This window comes from Vibrio rarus, assembly GCF_024347075.1.
Lineage (GTDB): Bacteria > Pseudomonadota > Gammaproteobacteria > Enterobacterales > Vibrionaceae > Vibrio > Vibrio rarus.
Genome location: NZ_AP024900.1, coordinates 978,471 through 994,582 on the forward strand (window position 1 = coordinate 978,471; position 16,112 = coordinate 994,582).

The 16,112-nt window shown below is 43.1% G+C and carries 16 protein-coding genes; 9 read left to right on the forward strand and 7 right to left on the reverse strand.

Annotated elements, in window-relative coordinates; translation table 11 throughout:
* Positions 1-7: 7 nt before the first annotated feature.
* Entirely contained in the window at positions 8-493 is a 486-nt protein-coding gene (locus tag OCU56_RS04650) for a TadE family protein (protein WP_261874368.1), read from the reverse strand.
* A 403-nt stretch (positions 494-896) separates the two neighbouring features.
* On the opposite strand from OCU56_RS04650, the gene OCU56_RS04655 reads away from it, so the two are divergent.
* The 3 genes from OCU56_RS04655 to OCU56_RS04665 all read left to right on the forward strand — a co-directional run bounded on the left by OCU56_RS04655 (position 897) and on the right by OCU56_RS04665 (position 3,135).
* On the forward strand, positions 897-1,043 hold the full coding sequence (locus tag OCU56_RS04655) for a hypothetical protein (RefSeq protein WP_261874369.1): 147 nt from the start codon (positions 897-899) through the stop codon (positions 1,041-1,043).
* Between the two features lie 142 nt (positions 1,044-1,185).
* The gene (locus OCU56_RS04660; protein WP_261874370.1) at positions 1,186-2,088 is read left to right on the forward strand and encodes a LysR substrate-binding domain-containing protein; all 903 of its coding nucleotides are present in this window, start codon (positions 1,186-1,188) and stop codon (positions 2,086-2,088) included.
* A 153-nt stretch (positions 2,089-2,241) separates the two neighbouring features.
* A complete protein-coding gene (locus tag OCU56_RS04665) occupies positions 2,242-3,135 on the forward strand; it encodes an acyltransferase (RefSeq protein WP_261874371.1) in 894 nt (297 codons plus the stop codon).
* Positions 3,136-3,252: 117 nt separating this feature from the next.
* Here the strand turns inward: OCU56_RS04665 and OCU56_RS04670 are convergent, their stop codons facing one another.
* The 3 genes from OCU56_RS04670 to OCU56_RS04680 all read right to left on the reverse strand — a co-directional run bounded on the left by OCU56_RS04670 (position 3,253) and on the right by OCU56_RS04680 (position 6,512).
* Positions 3,253-4,434, reverse strand: coding sequence for a multidrug effflux MFS transporter (locus tag OCU56_RS04670; RefSeq protein ID WP_261874372.1), 1,182 nt, complete (start codon positions 4,432-4,434; stop codon positions 3,253-3,255).
* A 371-nt stretch (positions 4,435-4,805) separates the two neighbouring features.
* Positions 4,806-5,381 (reverse strand): PepSY domain-containing protein, encoded by a 576-nt coding sequence (locus OCU56_RS04675; protein WP_261874373.1) that lies wholly within the window; start codon positions 5,379-5,381, stop codon positions 4,806-4,808.
* Positions 5,382-5,609: 228 nt separating this feature from the next.
* Positions 5,610-6,512 (reverse strand): 1,4-dihydroxy-2-naphthoyl-CoA synthase, encoded by a 903-nt coding sequence (locus tag OCU56_RS04680; RefSeq protein WP_261874374.1) that lies wholly within the window; start codon positions 6,510-6,512, stop codon positions 5,610-5,612.
* A gap of 221 nt (positions 6,513-6,733) precedes the next feature.
* On the opposite strand from OCU56_RS04680, the gene OCU56_RS04685 reads away from it, so the two are divergent.
* Positions 6,734-8,173, forward strand: a complete 1,440-nt coding sequence (locus OCU56_RS04685; protein ID WP_261874375.1) for a M48 family metalloprotease — start codon at positions 6,734-6,736, stop codon at positions 8,171-8,173.
* 61 nt (positions 8,174-8,234) lie between these two features.
* On the opposite strand, the gene OCU56_RS04690 is transcribed toward OCU56_RS04685, so the two are convergent.
* The gene (locus OCU56_RS04690; RefSeq protein WP_261874376.1) at positions 8,235-9,290 is read right to left on the reverse strand and encodes a DUF2955 domain-containing protein; all 1,056 of its coding nucleotides are present in this window, start codon (positions 9,288-9,290) and stop codon (positions 8,235-8,237) included.
* Positions 9,280-10,491, reverse strand: coding sequence for an HlyD family secretion protein (locus OCU56_RS04695; protein WP_261874377.1), 1,212 nt, complete (start codon positions 10,489-10,491; stop codon positions 9,280-9,282). Before OCU56_RS04695 ends, OCU56_RS04690 begins: the two co-directional genes overlap by 11 nt.
* 331 nt (positions 10,492-10,822) lie before the next feature.
* Between OCU56_RS04695 and OCU56_RS04700 the strand changes: the two genes are divergently transcribed.
* Together OCU56_RS04700 and udp are read left to right on the forward strand one after the other, a co-directional pair.
* Entirely contained in the window at positions 10,823-11,239 is a 417-nt protein-coding gene (locus tag OCU56_RS04700; RefSeq protein WP_261874378.1) for a CBS domain-containing protein, read from the forward strand.
* Between the two features lie 256 nt (positions 11,240-11,495).
* Positions 11,496-12,269, forward strand: a complete 774-nt coding sequence (gene udp, locus OCU56_RS04705) for a uridine phosphorylase (protein ID WP_261874379.1) — start codon at positions 11,496-11,498, stop codon at positions 12,267-12,269.
* A 317-nt stretch (positions 12,270-12,586) separates the two neighbouring features.
* Here udp and OCU56_RS04710 read toward each other — a convergent pair whose 3' ends face one another.
* The gene (locus OCU56_RS04710; protein ID WP_261874380.1) at positions 12,587-13,747 is read right to left on the reverse strand and encodes a DUF1887 family protein; all 1,161 of its coding nucleotides are present in this window, start codon (positions 13,745-13,747) and stop codon (positions 12,587-12,589) included.
* Between the two features lie 221 nt (positions 13,748-13,968).
* On the opposite strand from OCU56_RS04710, the gene hinT reads away from it, so the two are divergent.
* From hinT to OCU56_RS04725, 3 genes are read left to right on the forward strand one after another with little or no spacing between them, the layout of a single operon-like run.
* A complete protein-coding gene (gene hinT / locus OCU56_RS04715) occupies positions 13,969-14,319 on the forward strand; it encodes a purine nucleoside phosphoramidase (RefSeq protein WP_261874381.1) in 351 nt (116 codons plus the stop codon).
* Entirely contained in the window at positions 14,319-15,722 is a 1,404-nt protein-coding gene (locus OCU56_RS04720; RefSeq protein WP_261874382.1) for a COG3014 family protein, read from the forward strand. The genes hinT and OCU56_RS04720 overlap by 1 nt, the downstream gene beginning before the upstream one ends.
* Positions 15,722-16,111 (forward strand): YcfL family protein, encoded by a 390-nt coding sequence (locus OCU56_RS04725; RefSeq protein WP_261874383.1) that lies wholly within the window; start codon positions 15,722-15,724, stop codon positions 16,109-16,111. Before OCU56_RS04720 ends, OCU56_RS04725 begins: the two co-directional genes overlap by 1 nt.
* Position 16,112 lies beyond the last annotated feature (1 nt).

Consider the following 16,112-nt stretch of genomic DNA (forward strand, 5'->3'; position numbering starts at 1 on the left):
CCCTTATTTAAAACGCTTCGTTTTTCATGGCGGTTTTTACTGTGAATTGATATTTACCATTACTCAATATTGGATAAATAATCGGACTGACCGTTGGCCATTCACAGGCAATTTCTAGAACAATGGCTTCTCCTGAGGCACCAAAAGAACCATCGTTAATATAAGTGCCATTGGAGCTGACTTTGATGCCGTCGTTGACGAGGACTTTTGATAGCAGTCCGTCAGAGGATTGATCAATTTTTTGCAAAATGGCTTTGGCCCTTTCTTGATTACCATCTTCGTCTTCATCAGGGTCTAGGTCTACGCGTCCAGTAATGACATAGCGTGCACCTTCACGTACCGCATGTTGCATCGTTAATTTTACGTAACCAAATAGGGCAAAATCGACGATGGTAAACAGCAAAGCAAAAAGAAGAGAAGCGACAATAGCAAATTCAACTAAGGCGACGCCGAACTGTGTTTTCTGTGTTTTGTATCTCCGTAAATAAGCCATTACCCACTCTCCTTTGGATCGCTCCTTTGGATATTGAATAACAGGCAGTAAAAACAGTGACTCATTTCCATTAAATTTGCCCATTACAAAACAATATCTAGAGTAGGAATAGTACAAAAAACGACCAATCACAACTGCGTGGTGAGTGGATTTTTGGTCCATTTTTTTAGGTGTATGGATTACTGTATGAATACAAAGACTTATAAGAATGCCGTTTCATATAATATTTTGTATTATTTATGCCCAAGGGTTAATTAATGGTTTTAAAAGTACGAATAGTTCTATTTTTTTGAAATAAATGTTGCCGAAGCTAGCGTTTTTACAAAGCAATGCTTCCATTCTTTACATGCTGTTCTATTGTAAAACAATCTACTGTTTTTTTTGTGGGTAAAGGAGAAGTACCATGAATGCGATAAAGTCTAAAGTCATAACGCCTATGGATTGGCAAGTGATAAAAAAAGAGCAGAGCAAAGCCACGATGCCTAAGTTTCTGATCTTTTTTGTCCTGTTAAGCGCTTGGTGTGCCATGGTGGTTTACTCAACACTTTAAAGGTTCGGTTTCAGTTAACATTCACCGCCCTGATTTATAAAGTAGTCACTCGGTCTGATGGTTGCTTATTTAGCCGTCTAGACGTTTACACATCACTGGGGGGAGCGTATATTAATGCGCTAGTGATAAATCAGGGTGAATAATGTTAGAACTGAAACATTTAAGAACATTACAAGGGCTGGCAAAGTTTGGTTCAATTTCTGCTTGCGCTGAAAATTTACACATTACTCAATCGGCGATCTCTCATCAGTTAAAAGAGCTAGAGGTGAGGATTGGTGGACCGTTATTTTATCGTAAAACCAAACCTATCCAGTTTACCGCACAAGGGCATTTGGTTATTCAATTGGCCAATACGGTATTGCCACAAATCTTAGCTGTGGAACAACAGCTCGGTCAACAGGACTCTTGTTCCCGTTTTACCTTAGCCATAGATTGCCATTCTTGTTTTCAATGGCTACTGCCAACCATTAAACAATTTCAACAGGTTTACTCTGAACTTGATGTCGATCTTGAATCTGGCTTTCATCAGCATCCGTTGGAGCGATTACTGGCGGGTGAAATTGATGTGATGATCACTTCTGATGTTGAGCTAAGAGGGGATTTACATTTTCTGCCGTTATTTAGTTATGATCTGCAATTGGTGATGAGTAGCGATCACCGTTTAACGGGTCAAAATGTAATAGAACCGCAAGATCTTGCTAGTGAAGTACTGCTTTCTTATCCCGTAGATAAGCGGCGTATGGATGTCTACAATTTATTTTTAAAACCCAACAACTGTGAGCCATTAAAGTGGAAAAAAGTCGATAATACCTCCACATTACTGCAAATGGTATCCGGCGGCTTTGGCGTTGCTGCATTACCTGAGTGGGCGGTTCGTACTTTTGAGAACCAAGAGCTTATTGCCACTCGTCCTCTTGGTGAGGGTATCAAACGTCACTTGTATGCCTGTGTACGTGTCGCTGATAAAGAACTTGAGCATATACAAGCATTTGTACAAATGACGCAAAGTATGCATGCCAATAACAAACAATCGCGTAAAAATTAATGGGTACAGGGAGACAACTCGCTGGCCATTACCCTGTGTTTGATGACGAAGTGTGCATCTACACGATTTTCAATTAAGAAAATGTGTTTTTGCGATTAATCTGCTGGCAATTCTGATATATGATTACGCTTCCAATTGTTAGAGACCCAGCAAATGCTTAAAAATCTTCAGATGATCATGAATATTTTCTTGGTCATGTTAAACACCGCTTTCACATCCTTAGTGGTCAGTATCTTGGCTATTATCAAATTAGTTCTGCCATTTTCAGGAGTGAAAGTCTCCATGAGTAAATTGGCAAATAAGCAAATGTGGTTGTGGGCCACGATCAATCTGTGGTTATTGAACGTCAATAATAAGATTGATTGGCAAATTGAGGGGGGTGAGGGCCTCTCTAAAGAGCAATGGTATTTAGTTATATCGAACCATTTAAGCTGGGCCGATATTGTGATTTTATCTTCGGTAATGAAAGATAAAATCCCAATGAGTAAATTTTTATTAAAACACAGCTTACTGTATGTTCCTTTTGTTGGTTTGTCCTGCTGGGGCTTAGATATGCCCTTTATGCGCCGTCACTCTCATGAATTTTTAGTTCGCCACCCTGAACGTCGTAATGATGACTTTAAGGCGATCAATAAAGCGTGCGAAAAATTCCGACGTGTTCCTACCACTATGGTCAGTTTTGCTGAAGGAACCCGTGGTAGCCAAGAAAAAATTGCCAGCGCCAAAACCCCTTATCAGCATTTATTAAAACCCAAGACCGGTGGTGTGGCATTTACACTCAATGCCATGAACGAGTTGCTAGATGGTGTTGTGGACATCACTTTAGCTTACCCAGAAAATCGCCAAGACCCATTTAATGATCTATTAAAAGGCAAACTGACCAAAGTGGTCGTTAATATTAAACTGCATGAAATAGATGAAAATCTCAGTGGGGATTATTTCAATGATAAGGTGTTTAAACGTGGCTTCCATCGCTGGTTAAATTCAGTTTGGCAAGAAAAAGACGAATACCTGAAAGGCATTTATTCCACTACGAAAAACTGTTAATTATGGCGTAGAGAATGGTCTGGAGTGAGTGCCTAGAAGCATCACTACCAATGTTCTCACTAGGAATATGTGTTATTAGCTGGTTTGCGCCGATAACACATATTCAGTCACGAGATGTCAGTGCTGAGGTACTTCACAACGGAAACCACGCAGGATATTGCTGTAAGTAATTAAAGCAAATACGGCAATAACACATCCCAACTGCCACGCTTGACTTAACCCCATCGCCATCAAACTCATGCTCACCAATGATGATAAAATCATTTGTCCTCCCCCTGACATAGCCGCCGCCGCACCAGCTTGCTTGCTATAAGGTTGCATCACCATAGCCTGAGCGCAAGGTAACGCCAAACCATTACCAAAGACCAGAAACAGTTGTCCAACCATTAACCACAATGGTTTCACTGGACAAAACATAAGCCAAAATGCCCCAATAAGTTGGATAAATGGCGTGATAATCATGGTTTTTTTAATGCCAATGATAGGTCTTAAGCGGTTACAAAGGGTGGAGCCTATTAACATACCCGCTGTAGGTATCAGTGCCCATAATGCATATTGATCAGAACTCATGCCTATCTGATTTTGCATAATGAATGGCATTAAAGAAACCGTAGTGACCACTAGGCTAAAGTTGAACCAAGAAATAGAGGCAAAGCTCATAAAGTATTTAGAACCGAGTAGGGCTTTGTATTGGTTAAACGTATTGCTAACTGAGGGCAGTTTTTTCTTGTGCAACATGGTTTCATTGCAATTCATCATGAGTACTAACCAAGCCACAGCGACATAGCAAAGCAGTGAGATAAACACCATTCCCCAGCCAAAATAGTGGTTTATAAACCCCCCTATGACAGGAGCGACTAAGGGCGTTAAGGATGCTGCCATAGCGATATAGGAGAGTGCAGTGGGAAGTTGCGCTCCAGTATAACTGTCTCGGGTAGAGGCGCGTGCGAGTACTGCGCAACAACCGGTTCCTAAGCCTTGTAAGAAGCGGCCAAAAACCATAGCAGAGAATGAGTCAGAAAACATAATAATGAAAATGAGCCCTAGCATGGCAATTAATAGGCCGGTTAGTAGCACTTTCTTGCGTCCAAGGGAATCGGAGATAGGGCCGTAAATAAACTGCGATGGACCGAAACCGAGTAAGTAGACACTCACTAATAATTGCGCTTGATCTAAGGTAATAGCAAAGTCTTTTGCTATCCATGGTAGAGAAGGGAACACTAACCCCATACTCAATTGCCCAATACTGATGATGACACAGGCGAGAAAGATGGGTTTTTTACGAAATAGCTGAGTCATGATTGTCCGCTGGGTGTACAGGTTTGCTGAGTGTTGGCGCTGGGGCCGGCACGCACATTGAAGAAAGTGAGCCAAGGAAACAGAACCAAGGAAAGTGAACCGATTATACCAAGCTTGTCTTATTTTTGCTCAGGATTTTGCTTATGAAAGGTGTAAGCTAATTTTAATACTAATCGAAGTAAGTGCTGAGAAATAGTGCAGAAACCCCTTTAAGAACAACCGTATCTTGATCTGTCTAATGTGGCTAAATGTTTTAACAATTAGGCTGTGGTGTTACTGACGAGAATGATATGACACCGGCTTCAAATGATGCCGGTGTGGGTAATGGTGTTATGCTGTTTGCGCATGAGCAAATGTGGCTTTGCAGGGTATTAATGTTTGCGGTTCACCACGGGGATCTCTTCACCGTTGGCGACGTTAATGAGCAGTTTTTGTAAACCTTGAGTTGAGTTGGCTAATTCAACCTCATAAAAAACGATCCCTTTTTTGCTATCAAGCTCAGCTTCTAACACTTTTGCTGAGTATTTGCTTTCTAGTTTAATCAGGGTTGATAAAAGATCGAAATTGGCTTGGGTGACCTGCAAAACGGCGTGTTGATCTTCTTTATCGAGTTCACTGAAACCTAAGGTAGTCAGGCTTTCTGATGTATGTTTTAGCAAGTCCCCCTGCGAAACCGAATAACGTATTTTATGTTGTTTATCATTAGGCATATCGACAACGTTAAACTCATAAGCCATGCTATTGTTTTTTTGGGTATCCAGCTCTAACTCAGTGACCACACCTTTGCTAATATGCTGTACTTTCGGTGCTAAGTTAACAAGATTAGCAGAGCCTGAATTGAGAGCCATGAGGCTCAGTGCCGCTTCTTGTTGGTCATTTGCATGTACAAATGGCACAACAGCCATGGTGAGCAAGGTGGTAATTAAACGTGTTTTTAATCGTGTCACTTTGGTGCTCCTAGGTTAACAATGTAATGAATAATAATGGGCAGCAACATGAGTTACAGAAAATAACAACCCATAGGCGAGGGTGCATATTAATAACCCGCGCCTGTTTGTGTGTTTCACTATCGTTGTTGCTCGGTATTTTTTCATGGTACTTACGACACTCTGCCGAGGTAAATGGTTGATAAAGAGGATAAACAAGTGCCTATCCTCATCATCGATGAAGGAAGGTTAATAGTGCCAAGGGAATTTAGAGAAATCCTTAGCTCGCTTTTCTAAAAAGGCATCTCTGCCTTCTTGTGCTTCTTCACTGGCATAGGCAAGACGAGTGGCTTCACCGGCAAACAGTTGTTGTCCCACCAATCCATCGTCAGGTAAATTAAAGCCATATTTTAACATGCGCATGGCCGTTGGTGACTTACTGTTAATCTCTTTTGCCCAGCGCAGTGCTTCGTTTTCTAACTCACTGTGCATGACTACTTTATTGACCATGCCCATTTCAAAGGCGTCTTGGGCACTGTAATCAAAACCACAGAAGAAGATCTCTCGTGCGCGTTTTTGGCCAATCATTTTAGCTAAATATGCGGAGCCATAACCGGAATCGAACGAAGCGACATCTGGGTCAGTTTGCTTGAACACGGCGTGCTCTTTTGAAGCAAGGGTAAGATCACACACCACATGTAAACTATGCCCGCCACCTGCCGCCCAGCCGGGTACCACAGCAATGACCACTTTTGGCATAAAGCGAATTAGGCGTTGCACTTCAAGTATGTGCAAACGGCCCATACGAGCCACGTCAGCGACATTATCCCCGTCACCTTCGTACTTATAACCGTCTTTACCGCGAATGCGCTGATCGCCACCGGATGAAAATGACCATTGTCCTTTCTTTGATGGACCATTACCTGTGATGAGTACACAGCCAACATCAGACCATTGACGAGCGTGGTCCAGTGCCGTGTACAGCTCATCGACGGTTTTAGGTCGAAAAGCATTGAGACAGTCAGGACGATCAAAGGCGATACGCACGGTGCCTTGGGTTTTGCTTCTGTGATAAGTAATGTCTTCGAAATCAAAACCTGGGACTTTGTCCCATAGTTGAGGATTAAATATTTCTTGATTGCTATCAGTCATTGATGATTCTCATTCGATGTTTCTTTTAGGCTAGGAATTTGCAGGTTATCAGTCAACATTAGTTGCTGATTTGTTTGATCTATTTGTCAGTTACGCTTTTTTTTTACACAAGTTGCAGAGGGAATAACCAATATTTTTGTTATTGAGTAATTAAGCGCTCTATAAAATAGAAAGTTTTGCTATGATGGATTTATATGCAACAACTTATTAACAAGGATGATATGAAGTTTATTGCAAATAAAAATGCCACACGTTCGCTCATAGTGTTGAGTATCGTATTGAGCATCAGCGGCTGCAGCGTTAGCACCGATTACGATAAAAAAGTGGGAGCAGAAAGTGCTACAGCGGTTGAGTTGCAAATGGGAGTGTACGATACCCACTCTTTAGAAGCCTATGTACAGCAAATAGGCGCTCGTTTAGTTAGCCATATCGACAACCCTCAATTCGAATTTCAATTCAAAATCTTAGACGATCCGAACCCGAACGCCTTTGCCTTACCCGGCGGGTATATTTTCATATCCCGTGGTTTATTGGGGCTCGTAAATAATGAAGATGAACTGGCTTGTGTTATGGCTCATGAAATTATCCATGTCACCGAGCGTCACTCGGTTAAGCAAATGCGCTCTAACGTGCTACCTAGTATTGTAGAAATCCCCGGTAATATCGTAGGTGGCGTAATTAATGAAGATCTTGGAAACCTCATTAATGCCCCTATCACTACTGGCAATAGTTTATTGATGGCCGGTTACAGTCGCAGTCATGAAAGTGATGCGGATAGATTAGGGATTCAGTTAGCGGCGAAAGCCGGTTATGACCCGTTAGCGATGAACACAATTTTGAGCCGACTGAACGCAGCGGTTGAGCTAAAAACAGAACATAAGACAAAGAGAAGCTACTTTGATTCGCACCCATATACAGCGGATCGTGTGGCCGATGTCACTGAGGAGTCAAAGGATCTCACGGTAGCAAATATCGCGCCGATTCATAAAGATTTTGTCTCTCAAGTTGAGGGGTTGCTGATTGGAGAGAACCCTGGCAAAGGGCTATTTAAGGATCACACCTTTTTACAACCAGAGATGAAGTTTGTGATTGAGTTTCCCGATAAGTGGAAAAAAGTGAATTACTCTACTGTGGTCGCCACCATTGATAGCTCGGAAGATGCCGCAGTAGTGCTCACTCTTGCGACCAATGAATTTAGCGCCCAGCAACATGCTCAACGCTTTAAAAACGATTTAAAGCGTCGTTACTCGGTAGATCTTAATGTGGATGAAGACGCCCTTGATTGGGGGCAGTCCATTTATAGTGTGACCTTGACCAATAAAGACAAAAAGGGTACCAGTTATATGACGCGAGGATGGGTGAATTTAGGTATTGATACCTATCAAATTGTGACTATCAGTACCGAGGAGAAAAAAACACTAGTGGACGCCAGCGCCCATTCATTTCGCCCTATGACTGATGACGAGTTAGCCTCGTTTACCCAGTTGCAACTGGCTGTCGTTGAAACCAAGCAAAACGAGACACTGGCAGAACTGGCGCAAGAGCATCACAACCAAGGATCCCTTGAATTTTTGGCGTTAATGAATGCTCTGGATGAGACGCAAAAACTGAGCCAAGACAAAAAAGTAAAAGTGATTATCGAAGTGCCATTCCAACAATAACTTCGTTGCTAAGCGGTCACTGTGCAGGTTTTAGCCACACGGCGCAAAACTTGCGAGGATGCTAAAGGGAGTGCGGGTTGTTTTTATTGAAGATAAAGGCATCCACCACTCGTAAAGCAAGGATAATGTACAGTACCGCTAGAGAAATGAACAATATTCGAGAGATAAGCGCGCTTATAAAGTCAGAATCCGCACCCATATTGCCATTAATCAATACGATAATGCAGGTCATGGCTGAGCTGTAATATTTTCCTCTAGGGTTGGATGAAAATATGTTTCTCCCTACATACAGGGTGATGCCGAACAATAAAATGATAAAAAACTGAAACAATGGCACTGCCACCAACCCCCAATAAAAGGCAAAGGCAATCACGCCACCTAACATGGTTGAGATGAGGGAATTTATCCCCGCTTGTTTACCGGCGCTCAATTCCGGTTTTAACGTAAATAGCGCGGCAAATATCATGGTAAGCAGAAGATCAATGCGCGCGTAGATAATGCAAAACGCGACAATAGGAAAGACAACTAAAGTACTTTTGAACGCCAGTTGAGCGGCAATAGGTGAATACACCTTGCTAAAAGAGGCGCTATCGGGGAAGGGGGTTAGCTCCTTGTCTGGAATGAAGTAGTACATCACAAAGACAAAGAGTAGCGCAGCCCATGCCGAGCCAACAAAACCGAGAGAAAAGCCGATGGCTAACCCTTCAGACATGGAAGTGAGCATAGGTAAAATTAATATGGATAACATCATCATCAATGTGAGCCAAAATGAACCGCCACGGTTTAGATAATAATAAATATAAAACAGTGACAGAAACATTAACATCAAGAAGATCACGGGAAACTTGATGAGCACCACAGAGAACACCAAGCCAAAGCAAAACCCTTTTACAGTATTAAACAGAGCATCAATAAGTTGCTTTGGGTTCATTTGTCCGATGGGCATAGATAGCAATAGTGTGCTGAAAATTGGAAATAAAAAGGACAAAGGCCAGTTGAAGGTGTAAGCCAGTGCCGCAGAGGCCGATACGCCGACGGCAAAGCGTAATTGTCTTACCCTAGTCCCGTCGCATAATAGGTTCTTTAAACTGAAGTACTGTGTTGGCTTAGTAAACATAAGAGAGCCAACTTAAAAGACGAATATAAACGTTGGCGATGCCATTTAAAATGACATTATCACTGGTATAAAACTGCACATCGGCTTGCCCTCCCACACGACGCAAGCCGTTGGGAATGGGCTCATCAAAAGAGATTATGACGGGAAAACGCTGTGGCTCACGTAGCCAGCCTGTGCTGGATTTTACAGTGACGAGCCCGCCAATGGCATTGTTAGAGCCACTAGCGACAGCAAACCCAATACTGCGTACGCTCCCTTTATAGAGTGTGCCAGGTGCAATATCTAAAGAAATATCCACCGCATCCCCCACCTTTAAATTGGCTAGGTTGTTCTCTTTTAGGTTGGCCTCTATCCAAATATCGTCGGCATCAATAAAGGTCATGATAGGGGTTCCCGCATTGGCGTAATGGCCCACATCCACTTGTAAGTTAGTGATCCCTCCGGTGGTTGGAGCAAACACTTCTGTACGGTTTAAGTTTAATTGTGCTTGTTTTAATTTTGCCATTGCCGAGCGAACTCTAGGGTTCGCTTCCCCTTCTGGGCCCAATGATTGCTTGGCTTTTTCTAAATTTGCTTCAGCACTTCTTACTTGTGATTTGGCTTGTTTGATGGCGGCGCGAGCCTTGTCGCCGTCGGATTTTGAATACAATTTTCGTTGTTCTAACTCAAACACCCGCGCACTTTGCACCATCACATGTTCGAAGTTGGTTTGCGCTTCTACTAAGCCTGCTTGAGCGGTGACAATCGTGGCCATGCCTGCGCCAATTTCTTGACCGGCCATTTCCACTTCTGATTGGGCAAGATCCACACTCAATTGATAATCAACCGGATCAATTCTAAAAAGGGAGTCTCCTCTTTTTATGGCGTCATTTTGCGCTACATTCACTTGCAAAATATTCCCAGAAATTTGTGGAGTGATAGGTATGACATAGGCTTGCACTCGAGCTTGGTCTGTCCATGGGGTATGACGGTCTGCAAACAGGTACCAGACGAAAATGAGTCCGACTAAGAGAAATACATAGCCTGTGATGGTCTTAACCGGATCGCGCACAGCTTCAATGGGGGCAGGGGAGTGGCCTGATTCAGAGGTGGCTTGGTTGTCTGTTTTATCTTGTTCACGCTTCTCTAAGTCAGAGTTCCCCAAGTCAGCGTTATCAATGGGTTTACTGTCGCTGCTGGAATGATCGTTGGTTTTACTCATCGTTACCCCTTAAATCCATTTAGGTGGCTATATTTGGCGCATGTTAAATGTTTGTTGGTTATATGTTTTAGTTTATGTGTTTATACTTGCCTTGTATAGAGACAACCGCGTTAAAATTTAGCCGTGATTACAGGGGTTTACTTCGATTTGATGCCTGTATTGCTAGGGTTCATACCTACGTTAATAGCGCCCATTGGCCGATGATGACCCCTAGCAAGATGCCTTCATTGCTATTAACGATTGATGAAATAGGCAAAAACAATTTAGTAATTTGAGGAAATTAGTCGACACTTAATGGACACACAGTGACGTAGAGCGAAAGGAGTTCTAAATGCAGTCATTAAAAGTAAAAGACTATATGAGCCATCAAGCAGTCACATTTACCCCCACAATGTCGTTGTCTGCTGCATTGGAAAAAGTATTGAATTCTGCGCACGTAGGTGGCCCAGTCATCGATGAGCAAGAACATGTCGTGGGCTTTCTGTCAGAGCAAGATTTACTCGATAAACTGATTAAAGTGAGTTACCACTGTCAAGATACGCATATTGTCAGTGATTGTATGTACAAAGAAGTGCTGTCGGTAACGCCTGAAACGTCCATTATTGAATTGGCCGATATGATGAAAATAGGCAAACCGAAAGTGTATCCTGTGATTGATGGTGAAAAATTGGTGGGCATTATTTCACGTAGTGATGTGCTAAAGGCGGTAGGGGCATCTATAGACCTCTGCTTTAAAAATCCTATTTAGTGAACGATGGCAAATCTTATCCCTATAAACCTCGATGATTCGAGGTTTTTTTCTGGCATAAGGAAAAGGTATAAATCACAGCGTTGAAAGTAATAGGCGTACTCATGTTACATAACATACAAAGTGTGATGGCAACCGTTTAACCTTGTCAGCACTTTATTTTGCCTATCACGGGTTGTGATTGCCCTCACAATGGACCGTGCTGAGATTGTCTACAGTTACCCCTTAATATTGGCTAGATAATAAAGGTATTTTGATGACAGCGGAACAAAAGGTATTTCACCTAGGTGTAAACAAGAGTGATCTTCAAGGAGCCACTTTGGCAATTATTCCCGGCGATCCTGAGCGTGTGCAGCGCATTGCGGAATGCATGGAAAACCCGAAATTTTTGGCCAGTCATCGTGAATATACTGTTTATTTGGCTGAATTAGCAGGGCAGAGTGTGGTGGTGTGCTCAACGGGTATTGGCGGTCCATCCACTTCTATAGCGGTAGAGGAATTGGCGCAACTTGGCGTAAATACCTTCTTGCGTGTGGGTACGACGGGAGCGATTCAACCTGATGTTAATGTTGGGGATATGATAGTGACAACGGCTTCGGTGCGATTAGATGGCGCCAGTTTGCACTTTGCGCCAATGGAGTTTCCTGCAGTGTCCGATTTTACGATTGCCTTGGCAATGAAAGAAGCGGCAGTGAGCGAACAAGCCACAGTGCATATGGGCGTGACGGCATCTAGCGATACCTTCTATCCCGGACAAGAGCGCTACGATACCTTTAGCGGCCGAGTGGTGAAACGTTTCCAAGGTTCAATGCAAGAGTGGCAAGAGATGGGAGTGTTGAATTTTGAAATGGAATCGGCGACTTTACTGACCATGTGTGCCAGTTCAGGATTGCGGGCCGGTTGTGTGGCTGGGGTGATTATTAACCGTACCCAACAAGAAATTCCCGATCAGTCACAAATGAAAGCCATTGAAGCGCTATCGATTCGTACTGTGGTGCAAGCAGCTAAAAAAGTCTTGGCGGACGCCTAATGGCGAGTCTGTTATTGATGCACTTAGCCGATTTGGCTAATTAGAGTCATTAATGATAGGTATCACAGAAAAAAAGTCCTGATGTTGCAGCGCTACATCAGGACTTTTTATACCAATCACACTAAGTAAGTGTTCAGAAATAGCGCAGGAAAAATGCTCGAAAACAAGGCAGAATTTTTCGATAAGTCGTTATTCTACAATCAAAAATTCTAACGCAGTTATCGAGTATTTTAACAAGCTAGAATGATCAGTTATTTAGTACGATTGGTATTATCATAATCAGGCTTTGAGCATTGTTTACAGTGAGTTATCGCTCATTAAACTTGCGCGCAACCACCGGCATCTTTTAGCCACTTCATCAGATGCGTTCTTAGATCTTTGAGCTCTTCAGGGCCGATCAAACCAAGGCCTAAGTCCATCGCTCGAGTGATATCGTTATATCGCAAAGGTCTAAAGCTCACCAACATGGCTCGAGCTTGCAATCCACCGAGCAAATCACGCAGAGACTCGAGTTTGTAGAGAGTGTCGTCTCCGTCATCACGCATGCCTTTCGTCTTACACTCAATAATATACAGTTTATTATTGACAACGGTAGCCACGTCCAGTTCGTTACGCACTTCTTTATCACCGATTTTACGGGTGACTTGAACATTTAAAGAGCAGTCTTGGATGGTTAATAGCTCTTCTTGCACCGATTTTACTTGGGTATGCACATAAGACTCTAGCCATTCGCCATTAGAAAAGCGTCTTGCTTGCTCAGAGCGGAAGGTTAATATGCCGTCGAGGTAGGTGGCTAACTCGGCGTCCACTAAATCTTGAAGCAAGATATTTAACTCGCGATAGCCTTGCTGTTTCTCTGATAAGCCCACATCCAATTTTTGCTCTTTGCGACATGTAGTGGCAAGAAAGTTAAGAGTGGCCAGTCCCGGTCCGAGTTCTAAGGCATGTCCTGCCCATTTTTCACAGATCTTGAGCAGAGAACTATCAATGGCGATAGCATCGTTAGGATCGGGAAATTGGGCTTGAGCTCCAAAAATAGTCAAATAATCGGCAATGGTAATACGATCTTGTACTTGAGCATCTTGCAAGCCATCAGGGTATAACCAACTTAAACTGTCGCTATTAGGTTCAACAACGAAAATGGGCCATTTATAGCTGCGAACCACTTCATAGACGGAGAGTAAACGGTGGCGTAGTCCACAACTTGCATTGAGTTTTACTTCTTCTCCTGAGCTTTTGAGTCGTTCGGCTAGTTGGAGAATTTTTTGTTTGATAATGGCGGTGTTAGATACATTGGGAATTTCAAAAAACTCACTTTTTATCCCGCGCATATCCAGCACTATGCTGAGTTTGTCAAACATAGGCTTTTGTGTTGAGTCTCCTATAAATATCGTATGACGACAGGAGGCTCGATCATCGAGTAAAGGTGTCACCAAGCGGATGGGGTCTTTATCGATAATACCAAGTTGAATTGGCATAAAGGGTCCTTTTATGTTCGCATGTGGGATTCGTTGAGACGAATGTACATGATATATTAGTTCTATAGACAGAGTGGATGTCTATCAACCACAATTACTTACACAAATATTAGTTTTCATTTTTAGATATGCCTTCTTTATTTTTTAATATGGAGGAAGATTGCATTTAGCTAGGTCATGATGCAATCTTGATATATCAATGGAACAGGCCAGAGACTCCCATGACAGAAGAAACTATTTTTAGCAAAATCATACGCCAAGAAATCAAAACCGATCTTATCTATCAAGATGATTTAGTGACGGCCTTTCGCGACATTAACCCGCGTGCGCCTTCGCATATCTTAATCGTACCTAATCATGTCATTGCCACGGTAAATGACGCTACCGAAGAGGATGAGCGTGCTTTAGGTCGTATGTTTACTGTCGCGGGGAAACTGGCTAAAGAAGAAGGTATCGCAGAGGATGGTTATCGTCTAATCGTTAACTGTAACTCTTTTGGTGGGCAAGAGGTTTACCATATTCACATGCACTTAGTGGGTGGCAAACCGCTTGGACCTATGCTGGTCGAATAATGAGATTAACAACCAATACAAGCGTCCGCTTATGTGTCATTGCGCTGGGCTGTGTGGTGATGACCGCTTGCTCATCGTTGACCGCTGGCAACATGTTCAGCCACTATACAGCGCAAAATGAATCCGTGTATCAAGCGGTGCAATCGGGCGATTATAGCCGTGCGGAAGAAAAACTGCCGGACTATCAAGCCGGTGATATTCTCGATAATTTAGAAAAAGGCCGCGTGCATTTATTGGCCTCTTCTTATCCTGCCAGTAAAGCCTCTTTTGAATTGAGTGATAAAGCGGTTCGCGATTGGCAAGATCAAGCAGTGGTGTCGGTGAGTGATACGGCAACCAGTGTTGGAGCGTTAGCGGTCAATGATAATTTAACCAATTATCACCCGGCAGATTATGAGCTGGGCTTTTTGCACTTGTACCTGGGCCTCAATTATATTCATAGCAATAGCCTTGAAGGGGCGTTGGTGGAAATGCGCCGCGCCAATCAAGTGCAAGAAAAAGCCAAGAGGCAACGGGAAGCCGAGCTGCAGTCAGCCCAATCTGATATGCAAAAAAGTGGCCTCAGCCCTAATTTAGGCAGTGTCTTATCACGCTATCCTGATGCGGGTAATAAGCTGAAAGCGGTGCAAAATGGCTATCTTTTCTATTTGTCAGCCTTATTGTATGAAACACAAGGGGACGTAAATAGTGCTTATGTGGATTATAAACGGGCCCTAGCGGTCGCCCCTGATAATAAACAGGTCATCGAAGGCACTTTGCGTCTCGCCACTCGTCTTGGTATGCGTCAAGATCTTAAGCTATTGAGCAAACAATACGGTGCTTATCAGCCGATACCTAAGGGGGCAGGACGGGTTATCATTCTCGATGAACGTGGCGTAGTGAAAGCGATGGATAATTGGCGACTGACGATCCCAGTGGACGGCGGGGGCGGTATGGGTCTCTATTCGGTAGCGCTACCTTACTATGACGATAATGCACCGCAACGTTTTCCTGCATTGCAATTAGACGGTAAAGGCATTGATGGTGATGAGTTGGTGGATGTGAACTTAATGGCCAGCAATCATCTGTCAGAGGCGATGCCAAATATGTTGTTACGCCAAGTGTTACGTGTCGTAACAAAAGACAATTTGCGCAGACAAGCGGCCAATGGCGATGATGTCACAAACCTAGTGTTTAACGTCTTCAATACATTGACCGAGCAACCAGATACACGCAGTTGGCAGTCACTTCCTGCAGAGGTGTACAGTTCAAGTGCTACACTAAAACCTGGGTCTCATGAAGTGTTTGTTGAAGGTAAAAGGTATAACTTTGACATAAAAGATGGCCAAACAACGTTAGTATGGCTATCTAGGCAAGGTAATAACGTCACAATATGGCATAAGCAATTGGGAGCGATTCAATAATGAAAAAACTGGCGCTACTGTTTATTACACTGTTGCTTTTAGCAGGGTGTGCTCAAAACACCGCAGGGCTAAGAGTGGATGGAAAGAGCCAAAAAGTCCTTTTTGGTGATAATGTTCTGGGAAGCCGCTTAATCGTTGATGATATTGCAACGGTAGAGAAAAATGGCCGAAACAGAGGCATAGTTACGGTAAGTAGCAAGTATAAAGCGGATTTACGTATTCAATATCGATTCTATTGGTACGATGATAGTGGGCTAGAAGTCAATAGCAAACCTTCAGCGTGGCGACAAGATATCATTCGCGGCTTTGAGAGTAGAACGTTCTCAGAGGTGTCGATAAATCCAGAAGGCACTCAATTTAGAGTTCAAATCCGAGAATCGGACAACTAAG